This window comes from Mesorhizobium sp. P2_C5_2 (genome assembly GCF_056404535.1).
In genome coordinates this window covers 1,119,946-1,138,551 of the sequence record NZ_JBFUDV010000001.1, presented here as the reverse complement: position 1 = coordinate 1,138,551, position 18,606 = coordinate 1,119,946, and the positions used below count along the sequence as shown (strand labels likewise).

20 protein-coding genes are annotated in these 18,606 nt (G+C 63.2%); 4 read left to right on the top strand and 16 right to left on the bottom strand.

Annotated features, from left to right (window positions below; genetic code table 11):
• Window positions 1-131: 131 nt before the first annotated feature.
• The 3 genes from AC1D1B_RS05485 to tesB form a co-directional block, all read right to left on the bottom strand.
• The gene (locus AC1D1B_RS05485; RefSeq protein WP_477330046.1) at window positions 132-1,490 is read right to left on the bottom strand and encodes an ammonium transporter; all 1,359 of its coding nucleotides are present in this window, start codon (window positions 1,488-1,490) and stop codon (window positions 132-134) included.
• A gap of 31 nt (window positions 1,491-1,521) precedes the next feature.
• Window positions 1,522-1,860 (bottom strand): P-II family nitrogen regulator, encoded by a 339-nt coding sequence (locus tag AC1D1B_RS05480; RefSeq protein WP_023670499.1) that lies wholly within the window; start codon window positions 1,858-1,860, stop codon window positions 1,522-1,524.
• Window positions 1,861-2,078: 218 nt separating this feature from the next.
• Window positions 2,079-2,954 carry an acyl-CoA thioesterase II gene (gene tesB / locus AC1D1B_RS05475; protein ID WP_477330044.1) on the bottom strand — a complete coding sequence of 292 codons (876 nt, stop codon included), beginning with the start codon at window positions 2,952-2,954 and terminating at the stop codon, window positions 2,079-2,081.
• A gap of 113 nt (window positions 2,955-3,067) precedes the next feature.
• Between tesB and AC1D1B_RS05470 the strand changes: the two genes are divergently transcribed.
• A complete protein-coding gene (locus AC1D1B_RS05470; protein WP_477330042.1) occupies window positions 3,068-4,324 on the top strand; it encodes a ubiquinone biosynthesis hydroxylase in 1,257 nt (418 codons plus the stop codon).
• Window positions 4,325-4,600: 276 nt separating this feature from the next.
• Here the strand turns inward: AC1D1B_RS05470 and AC1D1B_RS05465 are convergent, their stop codons facing one another.
• The gene (locus AC1D1B_RS05465; protein WP_477330040.1) at window positions 4,601-5,131 is read right to left on the bottom strand and encodes a hypothetical protein; all 531 of its coding nucleotides are present in this window, start codon (window positions 5,129-5,131) and stop codon (window positions 4,601-4,603) included.
• 214 nt (window positions 5,132-5,345) lie between these two features.
• Between AC1D1B_RS05465 and AC1D1B_RS05460 the strand changes: the two genes are divergently transcribed.
• The gene (locus AC1D1B_RS05460; RefSeq protein WP_477330038.1) at window positions 5,346-6,953 is read left to right on the top strand and encodes a GMC family oxidoreductase; all 1,608 of its coding nucleotides are present in this window, start codon (window positions 5,346-5,348) and stop codon (window positions 6,951-6,953) included.
• Between the two features lie 17 nt (window positions 6,954-6,970).
• Here AC1D1B_RS05460 and AC1D1B_RS05455 read toward each other — a convergent pair whose 3' ends face one another.
• Together AC1D1B_RS05455 and AC1D1B_RS05450 are read right to left on the bottom strand one after the other, a co-directional pair.
• The gene (locus tag AC1D1B_RS05455) at window positions 6,971-7,327 is read right to left on the bottom strand and encodes a YciI family protein (protein ID WP_477268579.1); all 357 of its coding nucleotides are present in this window, start codon (window positions 7,325-7,327) and stop codon (window positions 6,971-6,973) included.
• Window positions 7,324-7,539 (bottom strand): hypothetical protein, encoded by a 216-nt coding sequence (locus tag AC1D1B_RS05450; protein ID WP_477330036.1) that lies wholly within the window; start codon window positions 7,537-7,539, stop codon window positions 7,324-7,326. The genes AC1D1B_RS05455 and AC1D1B_RS05450 overlap by 4 nt, the downstream gene beginning before the upstream one ends.
• Before the next feature lie 213 nt (window positions 7,540-7,752).
• Between AC1D1B_RS05450 and AC1D1B_RS05445 the strand changes: the two genes are divergently transcribed.
• Window positions 7,753-8,178 (top strand): OsmC family protein, encoded by a 426-nt coding sequence (locus AC1D1B_RS05445; RefSeq protein WP_477330034.1) that lies wholly within the window; start codon window positions 7,753-7,755, stop codon window positions 8,176-8,178.
• A gap of 258 nt (window positions 8,179-8,436) precedes the next feature.
• Here the strand turns inward: AC1D1B_RS05445 and AC1D1B_RS05440 are convergent, their stop codons facing one another.
• The 8 genes from AC1D1B_RS05440 to AC1D1B_RS05405 form a co-directional block, all read right to left on the bottom strand.
• A complete protein-coding gene (locus tag AC1D1B_RS05440; RefSeq protein WP_477330032.1) occupies window positions 8,437-9,069 on the bottom strand; it encodes a YceH family protein in 633 nt (210 codons plus the stop codon).
• Between the two features lie 237 nt (window positions 9,070-9,306).
• Entirely contained in the window at window positions 9,307-10,086 is a 780-nt protein-coding gene (locus AC1D1B_RS05435; protein ID WP_181060908.1) for a succinate dehydrogenase iron-sulfur subunit, read from the bottom strand.
• On the bottom strand, window positions 10,086-10,523 hold the full coding sequence (locus AC1D1B_RS05430; RefSeq protein WP_477330030.1) for a DUF3052 family protein: 438 nt from the start codon (window positions 10,521-10,523) through the stop codon (window positions 10,086-10,088). Before AC1D1B_RS05430 ends, AC1D1B_RS05435 begins: the two co-directional genes overlap by 1 nt.
• 2 nt (window positions 10,524-10,525) lie before the next feature.
• Window positions 10,526-12,358 carry a succinate dehydrogenase flavoprotein subunit gene (gene sdhA / locus AC1D1B_RS05425; protein ID WP_477330029.1) on the bottom strand — a complete coding sequence of 611 codons (1,833 nt, stop codon included), beginning with the start codon at window positions 12,356-12,358 and terminating at the stop codon, window positions 10,526-10,528.
• 2 nt (window positions 12,359-12,360) lie between these two features.
• Window positions 12,361-12,759, bottom strand: a complete 399-nt coding sequence (gene sdhD, locus AC1D1B_RS05420) for a succinate dehydrogenase, hydrophobic membrane anchor protein (protein WP_477330027.1) — start codon at window positions 12,757-12,759, stop codon at window positions 12,361-12,363.
• Window positions 12,759-13,178, bottom strand: coding sequence for a succinate dehydrogenase, cytochrome b556 subunit (sdhC, locus tag AC1D1B_RS05415; protein ID WP_477330025.1), 420 nt, complete (start codon window positions 13,176-13,178; stop codon window positions 12,759-12,761). The genes sdhD and sdhC overlap by 1 nt, the downstream gene beginning before the upstream one ends.
• Before the next feature lie 385 nt (window positions 13,179-13,563).
• Window positions 13,564-14,163: a DUF1236 domain-containing protein gene (locus tag AC1D1B_RS05410; RefSeq protein WP_477330023.1), complete on the bottom strand. Its 600-nt coding sequence runs from the start codon at window positions 14,161-14,163 to the stop codon at window positions 13,564-13,566.
• A gap of 63 nt (window positions 14,164-14,226) precedes the next feature.
• Window positions 14,227-15,324 carry a zinc-binding metallopeptidase family protein gene (locus AC1D1B_RS05405; protein ID WP_477330021.1) on the bottom strand — a complete coding sequence of 366 codons (1,098 nt, stop codon included), beginning with the start codon at window positions 15,322-15,324 and terminating at the stop codon, window positions 14,227-14,229.
• A 303-nt stretch (window positions 15,325-15,627) separates the two neighbouring features.
• On the opposite strand from AC1D1B_RS05405, the gene AC1D1B_RS05400 reads away from it, so the two are divergent.
• Window positions 15,628-16,425, top strand: coding sequence for a lytic murein transglycosylase (locus tag AC1D1B_RS05400; RefSeq protein ID WP_477330019.1), 798 nt, complete (start codon window positions 15,628-15,630; stop codon window positions 16,423-16,425).
• A gap of 90 nt (window positions 16,426-16,515) precedes the next feature.
• Here the strand turns inward: AC1D1B_RS05400 and AC1D1B_RS05395 are convergent, their stop codons facing one another.
• Both AC1D1B_RS05395 and AC1D1B_RS05390 read right to left on the bottom strand, forming a co-directional pair.
• Window positions 16,516-17,103 carry a hypothetical protein gene (locus tag AC1D1B_RS05395; RefSeq protein ID WP_477330017.1) on the bottom strand — a complete coding sequence of 196 codons (588 nt, stop codon included), beginning with the start codon at window positions 17,101-17,103 and terminating at the stop codon, window positions 16,516-16,518.
• Window positions 17,104-17,253: 150 nt separating this feature from the next.
• Window positions 17,254-18,477, bottom strand: a complete 1,224-nt coding sequence (locus AC1D1B_RS05390) for an argininosuccinate synthase (protein ID WP_477330015.1) — start codon at window positions 18,475-18,477, stop codon at window positions 17,254-17,256.
• Window positions 18,478-18,606 lie beyond the last annotated feature (129 nt).

The window sequence follows — 18,606 nt, the reverse complement described above, 5'->3', positions numbered from 1 at the left end:
AAAAAAAAGAGGCCCGGAATGACCCGGGCCTCAAAGCGTGAGCCCTTTTCGGGAGCGTCACGACGGGATCTCTGAAGCAAATTGGGGGACCGGCGGGAGGAGGGTTCCGCCGGTCCCGTTGGCAAGTGGCCTTACGGAACCACCTCGCCATGTTGGCTGATGTCGAGACCCTCGACCTCTTCCTGGGTGCTGGGCCGCAGGCCGACCAGCGCCTTGACGATGTAGAGGATCACGAGGGTGGCAATCGCCGTCCATATGATGGTGACGGCAACGCCGTAGACCTGCTTGCCGAGCGAGGCGCCCGACGACAGGCTGTTGATCGCCGGATCGGCAAGCACGCCGGTGAGCAGCGCACCGATGATGCCGCCGACGCCATGCACGCCGAAGGCGTCGAGCGAGTCGTCATAGCCGAACATGTGCTTCACCTTGACCGCCGAGATGTAGCAGAGCACGCCGGCGACTATGCCGACGATGAAGGCGCCGGTCGGGTTGACGAAGCCGGAAGCCGGCGTCACCGCGACGAGGCCGGCAACCGCACCCGAGATGATGCCGAGCACGGAGGGTTTCTTGGCGACGATCCATTCTGCAAACATCCAGGCCAGAGCCGCCGCGGCGGTGGCAACCTGGGTGTTGAGCATGGCGGCACCGGCAAGGCCGTCGGCCGCCAGTTCCGAACCGGCGTTGAAGCCGAACCAGCCGACCCACAGCAGCGAAGCGCCGATCACCGAATAGACCAGGTTGTGCGGCGCCATGTTGACGGTGCCGTAGCCTTCGCGCTTGCCGAGAACCAGCGCGCAGACCAGACCCGCGACACCGGCGTTGATGTGGACGACCGTGCCGCCGGCGAAGTCGAGAACGCCGGCCGTACCGAGGAAGCCGCCACCCCAGACCCAATGCGCGACGGGCACGTAGACGACCAGCAGCCACAGCGCCATGAAGATCAGCAGCGCCGAGAACTTCATGCGTTCGGCGAAGGCGCCGGCGATCAGTGCGGGCGTGATGATGGCAAACGTCATCTGGAACATCGAGAAGACGAACTCGGGAATGTTCGCCACGCCGGGCAACCACAGCGACGAGGTGGTGATGCCATGGTGGAAGAATTTCGAGGCGCCGCCGATAAAGCTGTTCATGCTGGCGGAATCATTGGTGGAAAAGGCCAGCGAATAGCCAAACATGAACCACAGCACCGTCACCAGGCAGGTGATGGCGAAGCTCTGCATGATGGTGGCGAGCACGTTCTTCTTGCGCACCATGCCGCCGTAAAACAGCGCCAGGCCCGGAATGGTCATCATCAGCACCAGCGCTGTCGAAGTCAGCATCCAGGCGGTATTGCCGGTGTCGAGCACGGGCGTCGGCGCTGCCGGGGCGGCAGCCGCGGCCGCGGGGGCTGCTTCCTGCGCGAAGGCGGCGACGCTGCCCAATGCTGCGAGAGCGAGCGAGCCGAGTGCGGCCGCGCGTCCCGTCGTCTTCAAGGTGGAAGGAATATTCATTGAACTCTCCATTGGAATACGTGTTCGCCGCTCAGAGCGCGTCGGTGTCTGTTTCGCCGGTACGGATGCGCACCGCCTGATCGATGCCGAAGACGAAGATCTTGCCGTCGCCGATCTGGCCGGTCTTGGCCGCCGCCGTGATGGCTTCCACGGCCTTGTCGACCAGGTCGGTGCTGACCGCGACTTCGATCTTGATTTTCGGCAGGAAACTGACCGCGTATTCCGCTCCGCGATAGATTTCCGTATGTCCCTTCTGACGCCCGTAGCCTTTGACTTCGGTGACGGTCAGGCCCTGGATGCCGACGGCGGTGAGCGCTTCGCGCACCTCGTCGAGCTTGAACGGCTTGATGATTGCCATCACGATTTTCATAAGGTTTCACCCTTTGCTGTTGCGGTCCCCCGCGTTTGCACACCTTCACCGATCCCAAAGAGCCCGGAGAGTGCCCGACAGGATTCAAGCTCCGTGCCAGTTGCCGAAGCAGGGTGTTAACTCATTGTAAACAAACAGATTGCCGAGGGCGCAGCAGCAAAGTGCACATCGTCACAGGACAGTCACTGATTAAAAAATAGGCAATTTTTGGAAAATGCCTATTCGGCAGGCGGGCGCTTCAGGCGGATGAGGCCTTCCTGGGCAACCGAGGCGATCAGCGTGCCGTCGCGGGCAAACAACGAGCCGCGGGTGAAGCCCCGCGACCCCTGCGTCGACGGGCTGTCCTGGGTGTACAGGATCCAGTCGTCGAGCGGATGGCTGCGGTGGAACCACATGGCGTGGTCGAGGCTGGCCGCCTGGATGTCGCGGTCGAAAATGGCGCGGCCATGGGCGAAGGTCGAGGTGTCGAGCAACGTCATGTCGGAGAGGTAGGCCAGCACCGCCGCCTGGATGCCGCGGTCGGCCGGCACCGGGCCGGTGGTGCGGATCCAGATGTTCTGCTGCGGCTCCAGCTTTTCGCGGCTGGTGTAATGCTTCAGCATCACCGGCTTCATCTCGATTGGCCGGTCGCGCTCCCAGTAGCGCTTGATGCCGTCCGGCACCGCCTCGCCGAACTTGCCCAGCAATTCGCGCTGCGACAACAGGCTGTCGGGCGCCGGCACGTCGCGCGGCATCGGCAGCTGGTGCTCGAGACCGACCTCGTCCTGCTGGAACGAGGCTTCCAGCGAAAAGATCGCCTGGCCGTGCTGGATCGCCACCACGCGCCGCGTGGTGAAGGAGCCGCCATCGCGGATGCGGTCGACCTCGTAGACGATCGGCACCTTGGTGTCGCCCGGCCGCATGAAATAGCCATGCAGCGAATGCACGTGGCGCTCGGGCTCGACGGTGCGCTGCGCGGCGACCAGCGCCTGCGCGATGGTCTGGCCGCCGAAGACGCGCTGCCAGTCGAGCTTGGGGCTGCGACCACGGTACAGATTGTGTTCCAGCTGCTCGAGGTCGAGAATGCTGAGAAGCTCGTCCATGGCCGCCGTCATGTTTCGTGACCTCGCCGTAAGATGCTATGGCGGTTTCCGACAGGAATGGCGGGCAGTCAAGGCCGGAATGCCCCAGTGGGGCGAGGATGGTCGAGACTTCGAAAGGAATTGACATGGCAGACCGCAAGACCGACGCAAGAACCCCGCTCGACGTGCTGGTCGCCGGCGCCGGCTATGTCGGCCTCGCCGCCGCGGTGTCGCTGAAACAGGCGCGGCCGGGCCTAGCGGTCGCCGTCGTCGATGCAGCCCCCGCCGGCGTCTGGCAGAAAGACGGCCGCGCCTCGGCGATCGCCGCTGCCGCCTGCCGCATGCTCGACCAGCTCGGCGTCTGGCAGGAAATCGTCGGTCAATCGCAGGCCATCACCGAAATGATCGTCACCGATTCGCGCACCGCCGACCCGGTGCGCCCGGTGTTTCTCACCTTCGACGGCGAAGTCGCGCCGGGCGAACCGTTCGCCCACATGGTCGCCAACAAGGATATGAACGGCGCCTTGCGCCGCCGCGCGCAAAAGCTCGGCATCGATATCATCGAAGGTGTCGCGGTCGCATCTTTCGACAGCAATGGCGCCGGCGTCACCGTGCATCTGGCCGATGGCGCGACGCTGAAGGCGCGACTGCTGGTCGCCGCCGACGGCGTCAATTCGAAATTGCGCGACATGGCCGGCATCAAGACGGTGAAATGGGAATATGGCCAATCCGGCATCGTCTGCACGGTGGCGCATGAGCGCCCGCACAATGGCCGCGCCGAGGAGCATTTTTTGCCCGCCGGCCCATTTGCCACGCTGCCGCTTAAGCCCACCGAGGATGGCACCAACCGTTCGTCGCTTGTCTGGGTCGAGCGCTCGGAGGATGCGGAGAAATTGGTTTCGGGCGACGACCTCGTTTTCGAGCACGAGCTGGAACTGCGCTTCGGCCTCAAGCTCGGCGAAATCCGCGTCACCGACAAGCCGCGCGCCTGGCCGCTCGGTCTGACCATCGCGCGCGCCTTCGTCGCGCCGCGCATCGCCCTTGCCGGCGACGCCGCCCACGGCATCCATCCGATCGCCGGCCAGGGCCTCAATCTCGGCTTCAAGGATGTGGCGGCGCTTGCCGAAGTGATTGTCGAGGCCGATCGCCTCGGACAGGACATCGGCGCGCTCGACGTGCTCGAGCGCTACCAGCAATGGCGCCGCTTCGACACCGTGCAGATGGGTATCACCACCGATGTGCTGAACCGACTGTTTTCCAACGACATCGGCCCGCTGCGCCAAATCCGCGACATCGGCCTCGGCCTCGTCGAACGCATGCCCAGGCTGAAAGAGTTCTTCATCCGTCAGGCGTCCGGCCTGTCCGGCGACACGCCGCGGCTGCTGAAAGGCGAGGCGATCTGACCGCCTGCCGCGTTTGAGTGACAAGTTATCGAAAGTCAGCGCCGCCCCTCATTGCCCTGCCGGGCATTTCTCCCCGTATAGCGACGGGGAGAAAGGGCTGGCCGCAGCCTCGGCGCCATTCTTGCAACGCTGGCGATTGGCAAAGCCAGCGATGAGAGCGACCCCTCTCCTCGTCACTATACGGGGAGAGGATGCCGGCAGGCAGGTGAGGGGCAGCGCCAACGATTGCAAGTGGATTGAATCCCAAGCAACTGCCCTAAATATCAGGCACAGGTTTCAATTCACCTCGAAACCCAGCTTCTGCCGCAGCCGCAGCATCCTCTGGTCGGCGATCCGAAAACTCTGCTCGCCACCTTGCGCGACGCGGTTCAGCATCTGCAGCAGATCTTCCCGCTCGTGCGGATCGAGGCGTTCGCGCAGGAAGGGCGCCAGCTTGTCGATGACGATCGTCGTGTCGTCGATCTGCGCGGAGGCCCATTTGGCGTAGACGACGGCCTCGTCGGTCTTCTTCTGGTTCTCGGCAATCTGCGAGATCACCTCGCGGATGACGGTTTCGCGCTTCGGCAGGATCGGGCCATGCTCCGCCGCCATGGCGGTGATCAGCGTTGCCGCCGCCACGACAGGATCGTCGATCGCCGTCAGCGGCGACAGCGCCGCCTGCTTGCGCAGCTTCTTTCGGCGGATGTTGCCTTGGACACGCCCAACGACATCGGCGACCTCGCGCGCGGCGTCGTTCATGGCCTTCATGCGGTACCACCAGAACGCCGCCGCTCCCAGCACGCCGAGAATAGCAATCAGGAAAGGCATATCGAATTCCCCCGGAAATTGCGGCGACGATAAGAGAACTCCGACGTTGCTTCAACACGCAAGAGTTGAGGTCGGTTAAGAAATACGGACCTGGCCGCATGTCCCTCAGCAATGCAGGAAACATTACGAACGCACGTCGCGCCTATTGCGGCCTTGCCGATACGCTGCGATCGTTCTGGGCCAAACAGGCCGCAGGACCGAGTAGAACACCGCAATGACCCAACGGCTCGATGGCGACTATGACTACATCATCGTCGGCGCAGGCACCGCCGGCTGTGTGCTGGCCAACCGCCTGAGCGAGGATCCGGCGACGCGCGTGCTGCTGCTCGAGGCCGGCGGCAGCGACAATTACCACTGGGTGCATATCCCCGTCGGCTATCTCTATTGCATCGGCAATCCGCGCACCGACTGGATGATGAAGACCGCCCCGGAAGCCGGCCTCAATGGCCGCTCGCTGGTCTATCCCCGGGGCAAGGTGCTGGGCGGCTGCACCTCGGTCAACGGCATGATCTACATGCGCGGACAGGCGGCGGACTATGATGGCTGGCGGCAGATGGGCAATGTCGGCTGGGGCTGGGACGATGTGCTGCCCTATTTCCTCAAATCCGAGGACCATCATGGCGGCAAGACGGAGCTGCATGGCGCCGGCGGCGAGTGGAAAGTGGTACGGCAGCGTCTGTCTTGGCCGATCCTGAACACGGTGCAGGAGGCGGCAAAGGAATTCGGCATCATGCCGCGCGAGGATTTCAATGACGGCGACAATGAGGGTTCCGGCTTCTTCGAGGTGAACCAGAGCAAGGGCGTGCGCTGGAACACGGCCAAGGCATTCCTGCGCCCGGCACTGCGGCGGCCCAACCTTAGGCTGGTCATCAACGCCCATGTCGAGACGGTGCTGTTCGAAGGCAAGCGAGCGATGGGCGTCCGTTATCGAGCCGGCGGCGAAACCATCGAGGCAAAGGCCAGGAGCGAGGTGCTGCTGACGGCAGGTTCGATCAACACGCCGAAGCTGCTGGAGCTTTCCGGCGTCGGACAACCGGGTCGCCTTGCCGCACTCGGCGTAGAGGTCGTCCACGCCAGCCACGATGTCGGCGAGAACCTGCAGGACCATCTGCAGATCCGCACCGTCTACAAAGTGTCGTCGGCGCTGACGCTCAACACGCTTGCCAACAGCCTGACCGGCAAGGCGCGGATCGCGCTGCAATATGCTTTTGCCCGGTCGGGGCCGATGTCGATGGCGCCGAGCCAGTTCGGCATGTTCAGCAAATCCGATCCGTCGATGGCGACGCCGGACCTGGAATACCATGTCCAGCCTCTGTCGACGGATCGACTTGGCGACCCGCTGCACCCGTTCCCGGCGATCACCATGTCGGTCTGCAATCTGCGGCCTGACAGCGTCGGCTCCGTGCATGCCACGACGCGCGAACTGGCCGTGCAGCCCGAGATACGGCTGAACTATCTGTCCACCGTCCGCGATCGCGACATCGCGCTGCGCTCGGTGCGCCAAGCGCGCAGCATCATGACCGCCAAGGCGCTTGCTGAGTTCCAGCCGGAAGAAATCCTGCCCGGTCTCGCGCACCAGTCCGATGACGACCTGCTGCACCAGATCGGCTCGATCGCGACGACAATCTTCCATCCCGTCGGCACCTGCCGGATGGGCGTCGACGACCAGGCCGTGGTCAGCCCAGACCTGCGCGTGACCGGTGTCGAAGGGCTGCGCATCATCGACGCCTCGATCATGCCGCGCATCGTTTCCGGCAACACCGCTTCGCCGGTGGTGATGATCGCCGAGAAGGCGGCGGACATGATCCGCCGACCTGTATAAATCTGCGGGCGAACGGGTTAGGACCCCGGTACGTCGTAGATCGCCCTGACCTCGACGGTGCCGATTTCGGCCAGCGGAATCTCGCCGGCGATCTCCAGCACCTCATCGAGAGTGGCCGCCTCGATCATGACGAACCCAAGCAATTGCTCTTTGGTTTCGGCGAAGGGGCCGTCGGTGATCAGCCGCTTGCCCTGGCGCCGCCGCACCGTCTTCGACGTCTTCACCGATTGCAGCGCCTGCGCGATGATCAGCTTGCCTTGCTGGTCCAATGATCGGTCATAGGCCATCGAATCGGCGTCGAGCTTGGCCATTCGCGCTGAAGTCATGGCATGGAGGTCTTTTTCCTCGCCGTAGACCAGACAGACATATTTCATTTCCAGCTCCCTTGCTCAGACGAACCATAGGCGATCACGGTGTCGGCGGCATCCTTCCCCGCAGCGACATGGTCGAGAAGGCTGACCGCAATGCCGATGATGGCAACCGCAGTAAGCAGCCGGCCGAAGCCGGAGGGTCGCGAGCAGTCGATGTTTCGCGGACTGGCCCTTCCGCTGGGGCCATTCCAATGGGCAGAAAACAGATTGTTCATGTGAACCTCCATCCGCCACGAGAATCCGTGGCCGCCCGCAGGACGGCCGGGGCCGACAGAAGTCGACATTTTTGCACGCAGATTTTTTTTGGAAAAATTAGGCGAGGCGGTGCCCGATCCCGAAACAGCGCGGTGGTCTTCCCCTGCCGCCGCGCTATAGTTGAAGAGAACGCCGCCTGGCCGGCGCTATCGCTTGCAATCAAGGAGGACTTCATGGACCGCACCGCAAACGCCATCTGGAAAGGCAATCTGAAAGAGGGCAAAGGCACGCTCGACAGCCAGAGCGGAACCCTGAAGGGCACGCCCTACTCCTTCAAGGCGCGCTTCGAGGACGAAAGCGGCAAGTCCGGCACCAATCCCGAAGAGTTGATCGCCGCAGCGCATGCCGGCTGCTTTGCCATGCAGTTCTCGCATTTCCTGGCCGAGAACGGCACGCCCGCCACCGAACTCAACGCCAAGGCTGTGGTGACGCTGGTGCCCGGCACCGGCATCACCGGCAGCGCCCTCACCGTGGTTGGCAAGGTGCCTGGCATCGATGCGGCGAAATTCCAGGAATTGGCCGAAAAGGCCAAGGCCGGATGCCCGGTATCGCAAGCGCTCGGCGCCATCAAAGTGTCGCTCGACGCCAAGTTGGGGTGAGCGCAGCAAATTCGAATTGCGAAGCGCCGGCCTTGAGCCGGCGTTTCCATTTTCAGAGGGTCAGCGATCCTTCGCGTCCCCCTCTGCCCTTCCGGGCATCTCCCCCACGAGGGGGGAGATCGGCAGCGTCGCCGTCCAGGGCCCTTTTTATGCTGGAGATTTGGCGAAGGCCGAGGTGACATCCAATCTCCCCCCGTGTGGGGGAGATGTCCGGCAGGACAGAGGGGGGCGCTGTCCCGCCGACGTCTCGGATGACTATTAGCCGCCCAGCGCGTCAAGCCGGGCGCGCAGACCGGCGACTTCCTGCTCCAGCGATTCAATCCTTGCTTCCAGGTCGGAGGCAGGCATGGTCGGCGAACTCCGTTGTGCAGACAGGGCAGCAACGTCCACCGGGCCGGCGAGCAGATGCACGAAACGGTCCTCACGCTGACCCGGTCCGCGCGGGATTTCCTGGACGAGCGGCGGCCGGCGGCCAATCAACATATCGAGCTCGGCGCGCAGGTCCTCAATCGACGAAAACCGCGCCATCCGCTCGCTGCGGGCCAAAAGCTCATGCGCCGTCTGCGGACCCCGCAACAGAAGCAGCCCAAGCAAGGCGGTCTGCGGCGTGGTCAGCGAGAAGCGCTGCGCCATCTGATGTTCGTAGCGTTCGACGCGCGAGCCGAACATCTGCCGCACCAGCCCCTTCTGCTCGAGCAGCTTCAGAGTCCGGTGCACCTCCGTCTGCTCCAGCGACATGACAGGCTCGCGCGCCGTCTTCTGATTGGCGGCGGCAAGTGCCGCATTCAGTGTCAGCGGATAGACGTCCGGCGTCAGCTCCTTCTTCTCGATCAGGCAGCCGAGAATGCGGGCTTCGACGGGATTAAGGATGGGAAGGTCGGAGTCGGTCATTGGGTTGGCTATCCTTTTGAGGCTGGAGGGACAGCACCCCCCTCTGTCCTGCCGGACATCTCCCCCGCAAGGGGGGGAGATCAGCAGCTTCAGCGCAGTCCGTCCATTCTTGCTACCTTGGAGATTAGCGAAAGCCGTCACTACAGCCAATCTCCCCCCTTGCGGGGGAGATGTCCGGCAGGACAGAGGGGGGTGTGACGGATCGCTACAGACGAATTTCGTTGCAGGCACCTCCGCCTAAACCCTTCTCTCCACCATCATCTTCTTGATTTCCGCAATCGCCTTGGCCGGGTTCAGCCCCTTGGGACAAGTCTGGGCGCAGTTCATGATGGTGTGGCAGCGATAGAGCCGGAACGGGTCTTCGAGATTGTCGAGCCGCTCGCCCTTGGCCTCGTCGCGGCTGTCGATCAGCCAGCGATAGGCCTGCAGCAGCGTTGCCGGGCCGAGATAGCGGTCGCCGTTCCACCAGTAGCTCGGACACGAGGTCGAGCAGCAGGCGCACAGGATGCATTCGTAGAGCCCGTCGAGCTTCTCGCGGTCCTCATGGCTCTGCAGCCATTCCTTGGCCGGTTCCGGCGACACCGTCTTCAGCCATGGCTGGATCGAGGCGTGCTGGGCGTAGAAATTGGTGAGGTCGGGCACCAGGTCCTTGACCACCTGCATATGCGGCAGCGGATAGACTTTGACGGCGCCGGAAATGTCATCGCAGCCCTTGGTGCAGGCCAGCGTGTTGGAGCCGTCGATGTTCATGGCGCAGGAACCGCAAATGCCTTCGCGGCAGGAGCGGCGCAAGGTCAGCGTCGGGTCGATCTTGTTCTTGATCCACAACAGCGCGTCGAGCACCATCGGCCCGCAATCGTCCATGTCGACGAAATAGGTGTCGATGCGCGGGTTCTCGTCATCGTCCGGCGACCAGCGGTAGATGCGGTATTCCCGCAGATTGGTGGCGCCCTCCGGCTTCGGCCAGGTCTTGCCCGGCTGCACCTTCGAGTTCTTGGGAAGCGTGAGTTCGACCATTACCGCAGGTCCTTTCGGATGACGAGCTTCAGCCCGGACCAGATTTCATTGACGGCAGCGACCTTGACGTCGACCAGGTCGCGCTTCAGCGCTTCAGCGCGAACGACGCCTTCGGTGACATCGGTCGGCACTTTCGATGCCTTCTTCGGCCAGGACACCCAGACCATGCCGTCGCGCTTGATCGCGGCTTCGACATCGCCAAGGCGATCCTCGATCTCGGCGCGCTGCCAGGTGAAGGCATGGACGGCGTCGTATCTTTGATGGCTGCCCGAAATATCGGACCATTCGGCAAGCCGGTCGACCTCGGCGAAATCGACGGCGCCGGCCAATGCATCGAGTTCCGCCGGCAGAGCGATGAAGGCGGCGGTCATGCCGTCCTTCAGGCCGAGCTTGGCCGGAAGGGGCGTGCCGGAATATCCCGCTGCCACCAGCGCCATCGTCAATACACCCTGGCCTTCGGCGCGATCTTGGCCGGGTTGATACCGCCGTCGGCTTCCTTGAGCCGCAGTTCGGTGTGCACCGGCCGATAGCTGAGCGTCACCTTGCCGTCTTCACTCACCCGCGCCAGCGTGTGCTTGCGCCAGACCTTGTCGTCCCGGGCGGAAAAATCTTCCCTCGCATGCGCACCACGGCTCTCCTTGCGCGCCGCGGCGCCATAAACGGTGGTGATGGCGTTGGCCATCAGGTTTTCCAGTTCCAGCGTCTCGACCAGATCCGAATTCCAGATCATCGAACGGTCGAACACCTTGATGTCCTTGAGTTCGGTCCAGATCTGCGAAATGCGCTTGCAGCCATTATCGAGCGATTCCTGCGTACGGAACACCGCCGCGTCTTCCTGCATGGCCTTCTGCATCTTTTCGCGCAGCACGGCGGTCGGCGTCGAGCCGTTGGCGTGACGCAGCCGGTCGAAGCGGTCCATGATCTTTTCGACCGAGGCTTCATTGGGCGAAGGGATCGCCGAATTGCGGTCGATCACCTGGCCGGCCCTGATCGCCGCCGCGCGACCGAACACCACCAGGTCGATCAGCGAGTTGGAGCCCAGCCGGTTGGCGCCGTGCACCGAGGCGCAGCCGGCTTCGCCGACCGCCATCAGTCCGGGCGACACCTGGTCCGGGCTTTTGGCGGTAGGATTGAGCACTTCGCCCCAGTAGTTGGTCGGCACGCCACCCATATTGTAGTGCACCGTCGGCAGCACCGGGATCGGCTCCTTGGTCAGGTCGACGCCAGCGAAGATTTTCGCCGACTCCGAGATGCCGGGCAGCCGTTCGTGCAGGACGGCCGGGTCGAGGTGGTCGAGATGCAGGAAGATGTGGTCCTTCTTCGGACCGACGCCGCGGCCTTCGCGGATCTCCAGCGTCATGCAGCGCGACACCACATCGCGCGAGGCAAGGTCCTTGGCCGACGGCGCATAGCGCTCCATGAAGCGCTCGCCCTCGGAATTGACGAGATAGCCGCCCTCGCCGCGCGCGCCCTCGGTGATCAGGCAGCCGGCGCCATAGATACCGGTCGGATGGAACTGCACGAATTCCATGTCTTGAAGGGGGAACCCTGCCCGTGCGGCCATGCCGCCACCGTCACCGGTGCAGGTATGCGCCGAGGTCGCCGAGAAATAGGCGCGACCATAGCCGCCGGTCGCCAGCACCACCATCTTGGCCGAGAAGCGGTGGATGGTGCCGTCGTCGAGGTTCCAGGCGACGACGCCGGTGCAGGTGCCGTCCGGCTCCATGATCAGGTCGAGCGCGAAATACTCGATGAAGAACTGCGCGTTGTTCTTGAGCGACTGGCCGTAGAGCGTGTGCAGCATGGCGTGGCCGGTACGGTCGGCGGCGGCGCATGTGCGCTGCACCGGCGGGCCCTCGCCGAAATTCATCATCATGCCGCCGAACGGCCGCTGATAGATCTTGCCCTCTTCAGTGCGCGAGAACGGCACGCCGTAATGTTCGAGCTCGTAGACGGCGGCGGGCGCCTGCTGGACCATGTATTCCTGCGCGTCGATGTCGCCCAGCCAGTCCGAACCCTTGACGGTATCGAAGAGATGCCACTGCCAATTGTCGGGACCCATATTGGCAAGCGACGCGGCAATGCCGCCTTGCGCGGCCACCGTATGCGAGCGGGTCGGAAACACCTTGGTGATGCAAGCGGTGCGCAGGCCCTGTTCGGCCATGCCGAGCGTGGCGCGCAGCCCGGCGCCGCCGGCGCCGACGACCACAACGTCGAACTTATGGTCGACGTAAGTGTAAGCCCTGTTGGCTGATTTCGCGTCCTTGGCCAAAATCAGCCTCCGAATGCCAGTTTGAGCAGGGCGAAGATCGAGGCAACGCCGATCGCTATGGTGAAAAATGTGCTGAGCGCAATCGTCAGCAGCTTAAGGCCTTCGTTGATCACGTAGTCCTCGATGATCACCTGCATGCCGAGCCGCATATGGTAGAGCCCGGAGATCAGGAAAAGGATCATCACCAGCGCCACGAATGGATTGGCGAGCGCTGCTCGCACTTCTGCATAGCCGGCGCCGTTGAGGGCGATCAGGAAGCCTACGAAGAACAGCGTCAGCGGGATGTTGGCGAGCGCCGTCAGCCGCTGGCGCCAAAAATGCTGCGTGCCCTCGTGGGACGAGCCGAGGCCGCGGACCTTGGCCAGCGGCGTGCGCATATCGTTGCTTTTGTTGCCGCTCATCACAGGGCTCCCCGCGCCATATAGCCGGCGACCCAGATCAGCAGCGTGAGCGCAACCGAGCCGGCGAGCGTCGTCCAGGCGATCTTCGATGCCGTGTGTTTCTCGAGCCCGGCGCCGGTGTCCCAGACGAGGTGGCGCACGCCGCCCAGCATGTGGTGCATCAAGGCCCAGGTGTAGCCGAACAGGATGAGGCGGCCGAGCCAGGTGCCGAAGGCCCAGTCGACCCCATCGAAGGTCGCTTGCGAGCTCGCCGCCGCCATCAGCCACGCAGCGACCAGGAGCGTGCCGAAATACAGCGCGCCGCCGGTGATACGATGAATGATCGACATCGTCATGGTGATCGGCGGACGGTAGATCGTCAGATGCGGCGAGAGCGGCCGTTCACGTCTGGCGGTTCGGGTGGCTGGTGATTTGCTCATGGCTGCCCCAGTTCGAAGTCCGGAGCCGCGATGGAATGCGGCGTTTGCCGCCTTCCTGTATGACTTCAGACAGCCGGTTTCTAATGCTCTTTTTGCACCGCGTCAAAGCCAGAAAATCGTTTTGGAAACGTCATTTAGTCTGACAAAAAGGCTGGCGATTGCTTCAATCGATTAGGAGCCGGCCCGAAGCCGGCGCAACGTTCGCTGCAGTGCGGAATACTCGTTCCGCAACCGCGGTTCTGGATGAATATGCGGGCGAACTGTGACCTCGCTGTCGAGAGCAGGGCCAGGAAGGCCGAGAACGACGCGATAGAGCAGCTTCAAGCGGCCAGGCTGACACCGAGAAGAAGGCGGCCGCCGGATGGGGCCGCCTTCGGGAGCTCGATCAGCGCACGACGTACATGATGCGCCGCGTCTGCGGGTCGACCAGCGCCGGCTGGCCATTCACATAGACATAGCGGTAGCGGTAGTCGGGGATTTCGCGCAGTTCGACGGTGTCGGGCAAGGTAGCACCCGTCACCACCTCGCCGTCGAGATAGACGGGGTCGACCCGGTGCGTGCTGACATAGGTGCCGACTTCCGCCGGCGGCCTGTCGATGGCGTCGATGGGGCCGTCATCGGAAAGGATGGCGCCGGTATAGGTGTCGGGATAATCATCCTGCGGCGGTGTAACAACGGTAATGGCGGCGTCGGCGGGGCGGCGCGTCAGAACGACCCGGCTGCCACCGAAATCGGCCGTCACATAGTCGGAATAGACCCAGCCCTGGCCGCCGGCTTCGGCAATGGTGCACCATTTGCTGTTTTCGATGCAGCCATTGAGCGTCGCCGACTGGCCGGCGGCGAGCACGCCGATCACCGGATATTGCGGGCCGGGGCCGGCGCGCACGTTAAGATCGGTGACGGCCGAGACGGCAGTATCGGCGAGTGCCGCACCCGACATGGCGACAAGCGCCCCGGCGACGGCCGGAAACAGTATGCGTCTCATGGTTTCTCTCCGTTTTCATGGTCCCTCGCGACCCCAAACGAAAACAGAGCGCATGCGTTCCGGCTAAAATGCCTCTACTGGCTCACGATTTGTTCCGGTTTCTTTCGGCAAAGCCGTCAAAAGCTGGTGCACGAAAGCGAGTTTCTGCGCCGTCACGTCAGAAATGACGAAGGGATAGAGGTCGGGCAGACCCATGCAGCGGTTGATCGAGTTGGAGGCTTCCGACAGCACCAGCCAGCGGGCGAGGACCTTTTCGAAAGGCTCGGGCACCGCGTCAGGTTCGGCGGGTGCGGGCTGCAGGCGGCCGCCGGTGTCGCCCTGCGGCAGCACATTGGCCTCCATAGTCTCCAGCTGGCCGAGCGGAAAATTCAGCGCGTGCACCATCTCCAGCGTGTCGGTGATGTGCAGATGGTGCGCCCAGGTCTCGGCCCAATCCTCCCATGGATGCGATGTCGCATAGGCCGAGATGTGGCTCTGCTGCCAGTCGGGCGCCGCGCCATTGGCGTAGTAGGTCTGCAGCGCCTGCTCATAGTCGGCGCGCTCGTCGCCGAACAGCGCGCGAAAGGCATCGAGCCTTTGCGGGTCGTCGCGGATCAGCCGGTCCCAATAGTAGTGGCCGAGTTCATGGCGGAAATGGCCGAGCAGCGTGCGATAGTTCTCGCCCATCTCGACACGCCGCCGCTCGCGCTCGGCCGAGTCCGCCTCGGCGACGTTGAGGGTGATCAGGCCGTTATCGTGGCCGGTGAGGATGCGTTCGCCACCGGGGCCGCCGCCGATCGGGTCCGCGAGGAAGTCGAAGGCAAGGCCGATCTCGTCGCCGGGGTTCTGCTTGGGCGCCACCGGCAGGCCGAAGGCGAGCAGCGAATAGATAGCCCGCTTCTTGGCCGCCTCGACGCGGATCCAGCGGCGGCGGTTGCCGTCGACGGAGAGATCCGGGATCAACTGGTTCAGTACGCAGGCGCGGCAGAAGGTGTGGCCCGGCTCGGCCATCCAGTTGCAGGCGCATTCGTCGGCGTTGGTGCAGTGGAAAATGCCGTCGATATCAGACAAAGCGAAGCGCGCATGCTCGGGATCGTAGAGCACGAGGCTCGAGCAGCTCAGGCACTGCGCGTTCTCGAAATAGAGCCGGTGGCCGCAATGCGGACAGTCGAACAGTTTCATCTCGGCCTCAACGCGTCAGTATGGGCGTCGGTATTTGGACGCCAGGCTATGGACATCAGATATGGTGCGGAGCGGCCCCTCGCCCAAACGCCGGCCATCGGCGGGCGTTCCATGTCCGTACTACGACTTTCTGTTTGATGGGCGGATTGTCCCGCTCAGCGTCGCGTTCCCGCCACAATATGCACTTGATCGTAGGCAAATTCCGCTGCATTGGCCAGCGTGGCGCCGGGGGTACGGTGACAATGGCGCGTTTCACTGGCAAATTCGCAACCGGGACGTGATTCAGGCAATCAGGAGAGAAGCATGGCATTGTTTGCCAAGGGAAAGATTTTTGCTGCCACGGTGGTGGCGGTGCTTGCGCTGGCGACGGGCGCGCAGGCGGCGGCCAGCTGCGGCAAGACCGGTGCCGGTTTCGAGGCGTGGAAGCCGGAGTTCGCCGCAGAGGCCAAGTCTGAAGGCGTTGGCCCCAGGGGCCTTTCAGCTCTGGCCGGCGCCAGCTACGCGACAAAGACGATCTCCGTCGACCGCGCCATCCACAAGGCGTTCAGCGGCTCGGTGGATGCTTTCATGAAGCGTCGTGGCGGGGCCTCGATCATTTCCAGGGGCCGTTCGCTGAAGAAGCAGAACGCAGCACTTTTCGACAGGATCGAGAGCAATTACGGCGTGTCGCCGGGCGTGTTGCTCGCCATCTGGGGCATGGAGACCGGCTTCGGTTCCGCCATGGGCAGCCAGAATACGGTCTCTGCCATTCTGACGCTTGCCTATGATTGCCGCCGCCCGGGGTTCTTCTACCCACATGCCATTGCAGCGCTGAAACTGGTCGATCGCGGCGCGCTGAGCGCATCGTCGGTGGGTGCCGCGCATGGCGAGATCGGCCATACGCAGTTCCTGCCGGGCAATGTCCTGAAGTATGGCGTCGGCAACGGAAATCTGCGCGACAAGGCGACCGCGCTGGCCTCCACCGCCAACTTCCTCAAGGCTCATGGCTGGCGGGCGGGTGCTAGTGCAAGTTCGAATATGGGCGCAATAGCCGGCTGGAATTCCGCGAGCGTCTACCAGCAGGCCATCGCCCAGATCGCCGACGCGATCGACGGCGGCTGATAGGACCGTCTACTCGACAAAAGCCCGGCCATGCGCCGGGCTTTTTTGTCGGTGCGTGTGGCATGCCAAGAGCGGCGAGCGCCTAGGCTCTCAATTGTTCACGTAACCGCCGCCCAAGGGGCATTTCTTGGAAGCGGGAACCTCGAAGGAGCCGCCGTAAAGATTCGAGCAGGTACGGAACTTGGAGTTCCGCGGCGCTGGAGGAGCCGCCTTTGGCCTGCCCTCGATCACCGTCGGGACTCCGGCAGCTTGCGAGTAGCTACCGCCCAAGGGGCATTTCTCGGAAGAGGCAACCTCGAAGGAGCCGGTGATAACATTCGAGCAGGTACGGAATTTGAGGTTCCGCGACGCCGGGGTGGCCCTAGCAGCCGCTTTTGACTTGCCCTTGATGACCAGCCAGATTTCGGTCGATTGGTCGAGCTGCAACCGGTTCAAGTCGGAGTAGGTGATCCGCCCGCTGCGTATCCCTTCGCCAAGGCGCTGGCAGAACAGGGCCGGCATGCGCTCCTGCGAGACGCCCATGAAAGAGGCGATTTCGTGCTTGAACGTGATGCTCCATAGGTGGACAGCGGAGATGCACCCGTCTGGATTCTGCTCGCGTTTCGCTGCCGCCTGCGAGGACTGGCATCCGGTAAAGACCATTGCCGCCGCAAGCAGGAGAAAAATGGCGTTTTTCACTATCAGAATCCCTCCGTCCCGCGAGGGAATTTAGATGAAGCTTTTAAAAGGTCAAACAGAAACCATCTCAACCAGCTTGGCCTCTTATATTAGAGATATCAAATAAAAACCCGACGTCTCCGCCGGGTTTTCCTGGAATAGTATTTGGGCTCAACCCTTGCGATTGCGCGCCGCAAGAGTCCTGAGCCGCAGCGCGTTGAGGCGGATGAAGCCGGCGGCGTCCTTCTGGTCGTAGGCGCCGCGATCATCCTCGAAGGTGACCAGCGCGTCGGAATAGAGCGTCTTCTTCGACTTGCGGCCGGTGACCATGACATTGCCCTTGTAGAGTTTCAGGCGCACCGTGCCTTCGACGTCTTCCTGGCTCTTGTCGATCATCGCCTGCAGCATCAGCCGCTCGGGCGAGAACCAGAAGCCGTTGTAGATCAGTTCCGCATAGCGCGGCATGAACTCATCCTTGAGGTGGCCGGCACCCCTGTCGAGCGTGATCGATTCGATGGCGCGGTGGGCCACGATCAGGATCGTGCCGCCGGGCGTTTCGTAGACGCCGCGCGACTTCATGCCGACGAAGCGGTTCTCGACCAGGTCGAGCCGGCCGATGCCATTGTCGCGGCCGAGATCGTTGAGGGCGGTCAGCATCTCAGCCGGTGACAGCTTCTTGCCGTTGAGCGCGATCGGATCGCCCTTCAGGAACTCGATTTCGATCTCGGTGACCTTGTCCGGCGCGTCCATCGGCGAGACGGTGCGCTGGTGGACGAATTCCGGCGGCTCGCTCCACGGATCTTCCAGCACCTTGCCCTCGGAAGAGGAGTGCAGCAGGTTGGCGTCGACCGAAAAGGGCGCATCGCCCCTTTTGTCCTTCGCCACCGGGATCTGGTGCTGCTCGGCGAAGTTGATCAGGTCGGTGCGCGACTTGAACGACCAGTCGCGCCATGGCGCGATCACCTTGATGTCGGGGTTCAGCGCATAGGCCGAAAGCTCGAAACGGACCTGGTCGTTGCCCTTGCCGGTGGCGCCATGGGCAATCGCGTCGGCGCCGGTTTCCCTGGCAATCTCGACCAGATGTTTCGAGATCAGCGGCCTGGCGATCGAGGTGCCGAGCAGATAGGTGCCTTCATAGACAGCGTTGGCGCGAAACATCGGGAAGACGAAGTCCGACACGAATTCCTCGCGGACATCGACGACGCGGATATCCTTGATGCCCATCATCTCGGCCTTCTTGCGCGCCGGCTCCAGCTCGCCGCCCTGGCCGAGATCGGCGGTGAAGGTGACGACTTCGGCGCCGAGCTCGGTCTGCAGCCATTTCAGGATGATGGAGGTGTCGAGGCCGCCGGAATAGGCGAGCACGACCTTCTTGACGTCTTTGGTCTTCGACATTGTTGGCGGTTCCGCGACAAGGGTTCTTCGCGGGCGAGGTATCACGGGCTTTCCGGCCAGCGCAAGGGACGAACGTCGATCAAGGCTGGACCAGATGCTGCGGCCGTCAGCGGCTGGAAGGGGCCTGGC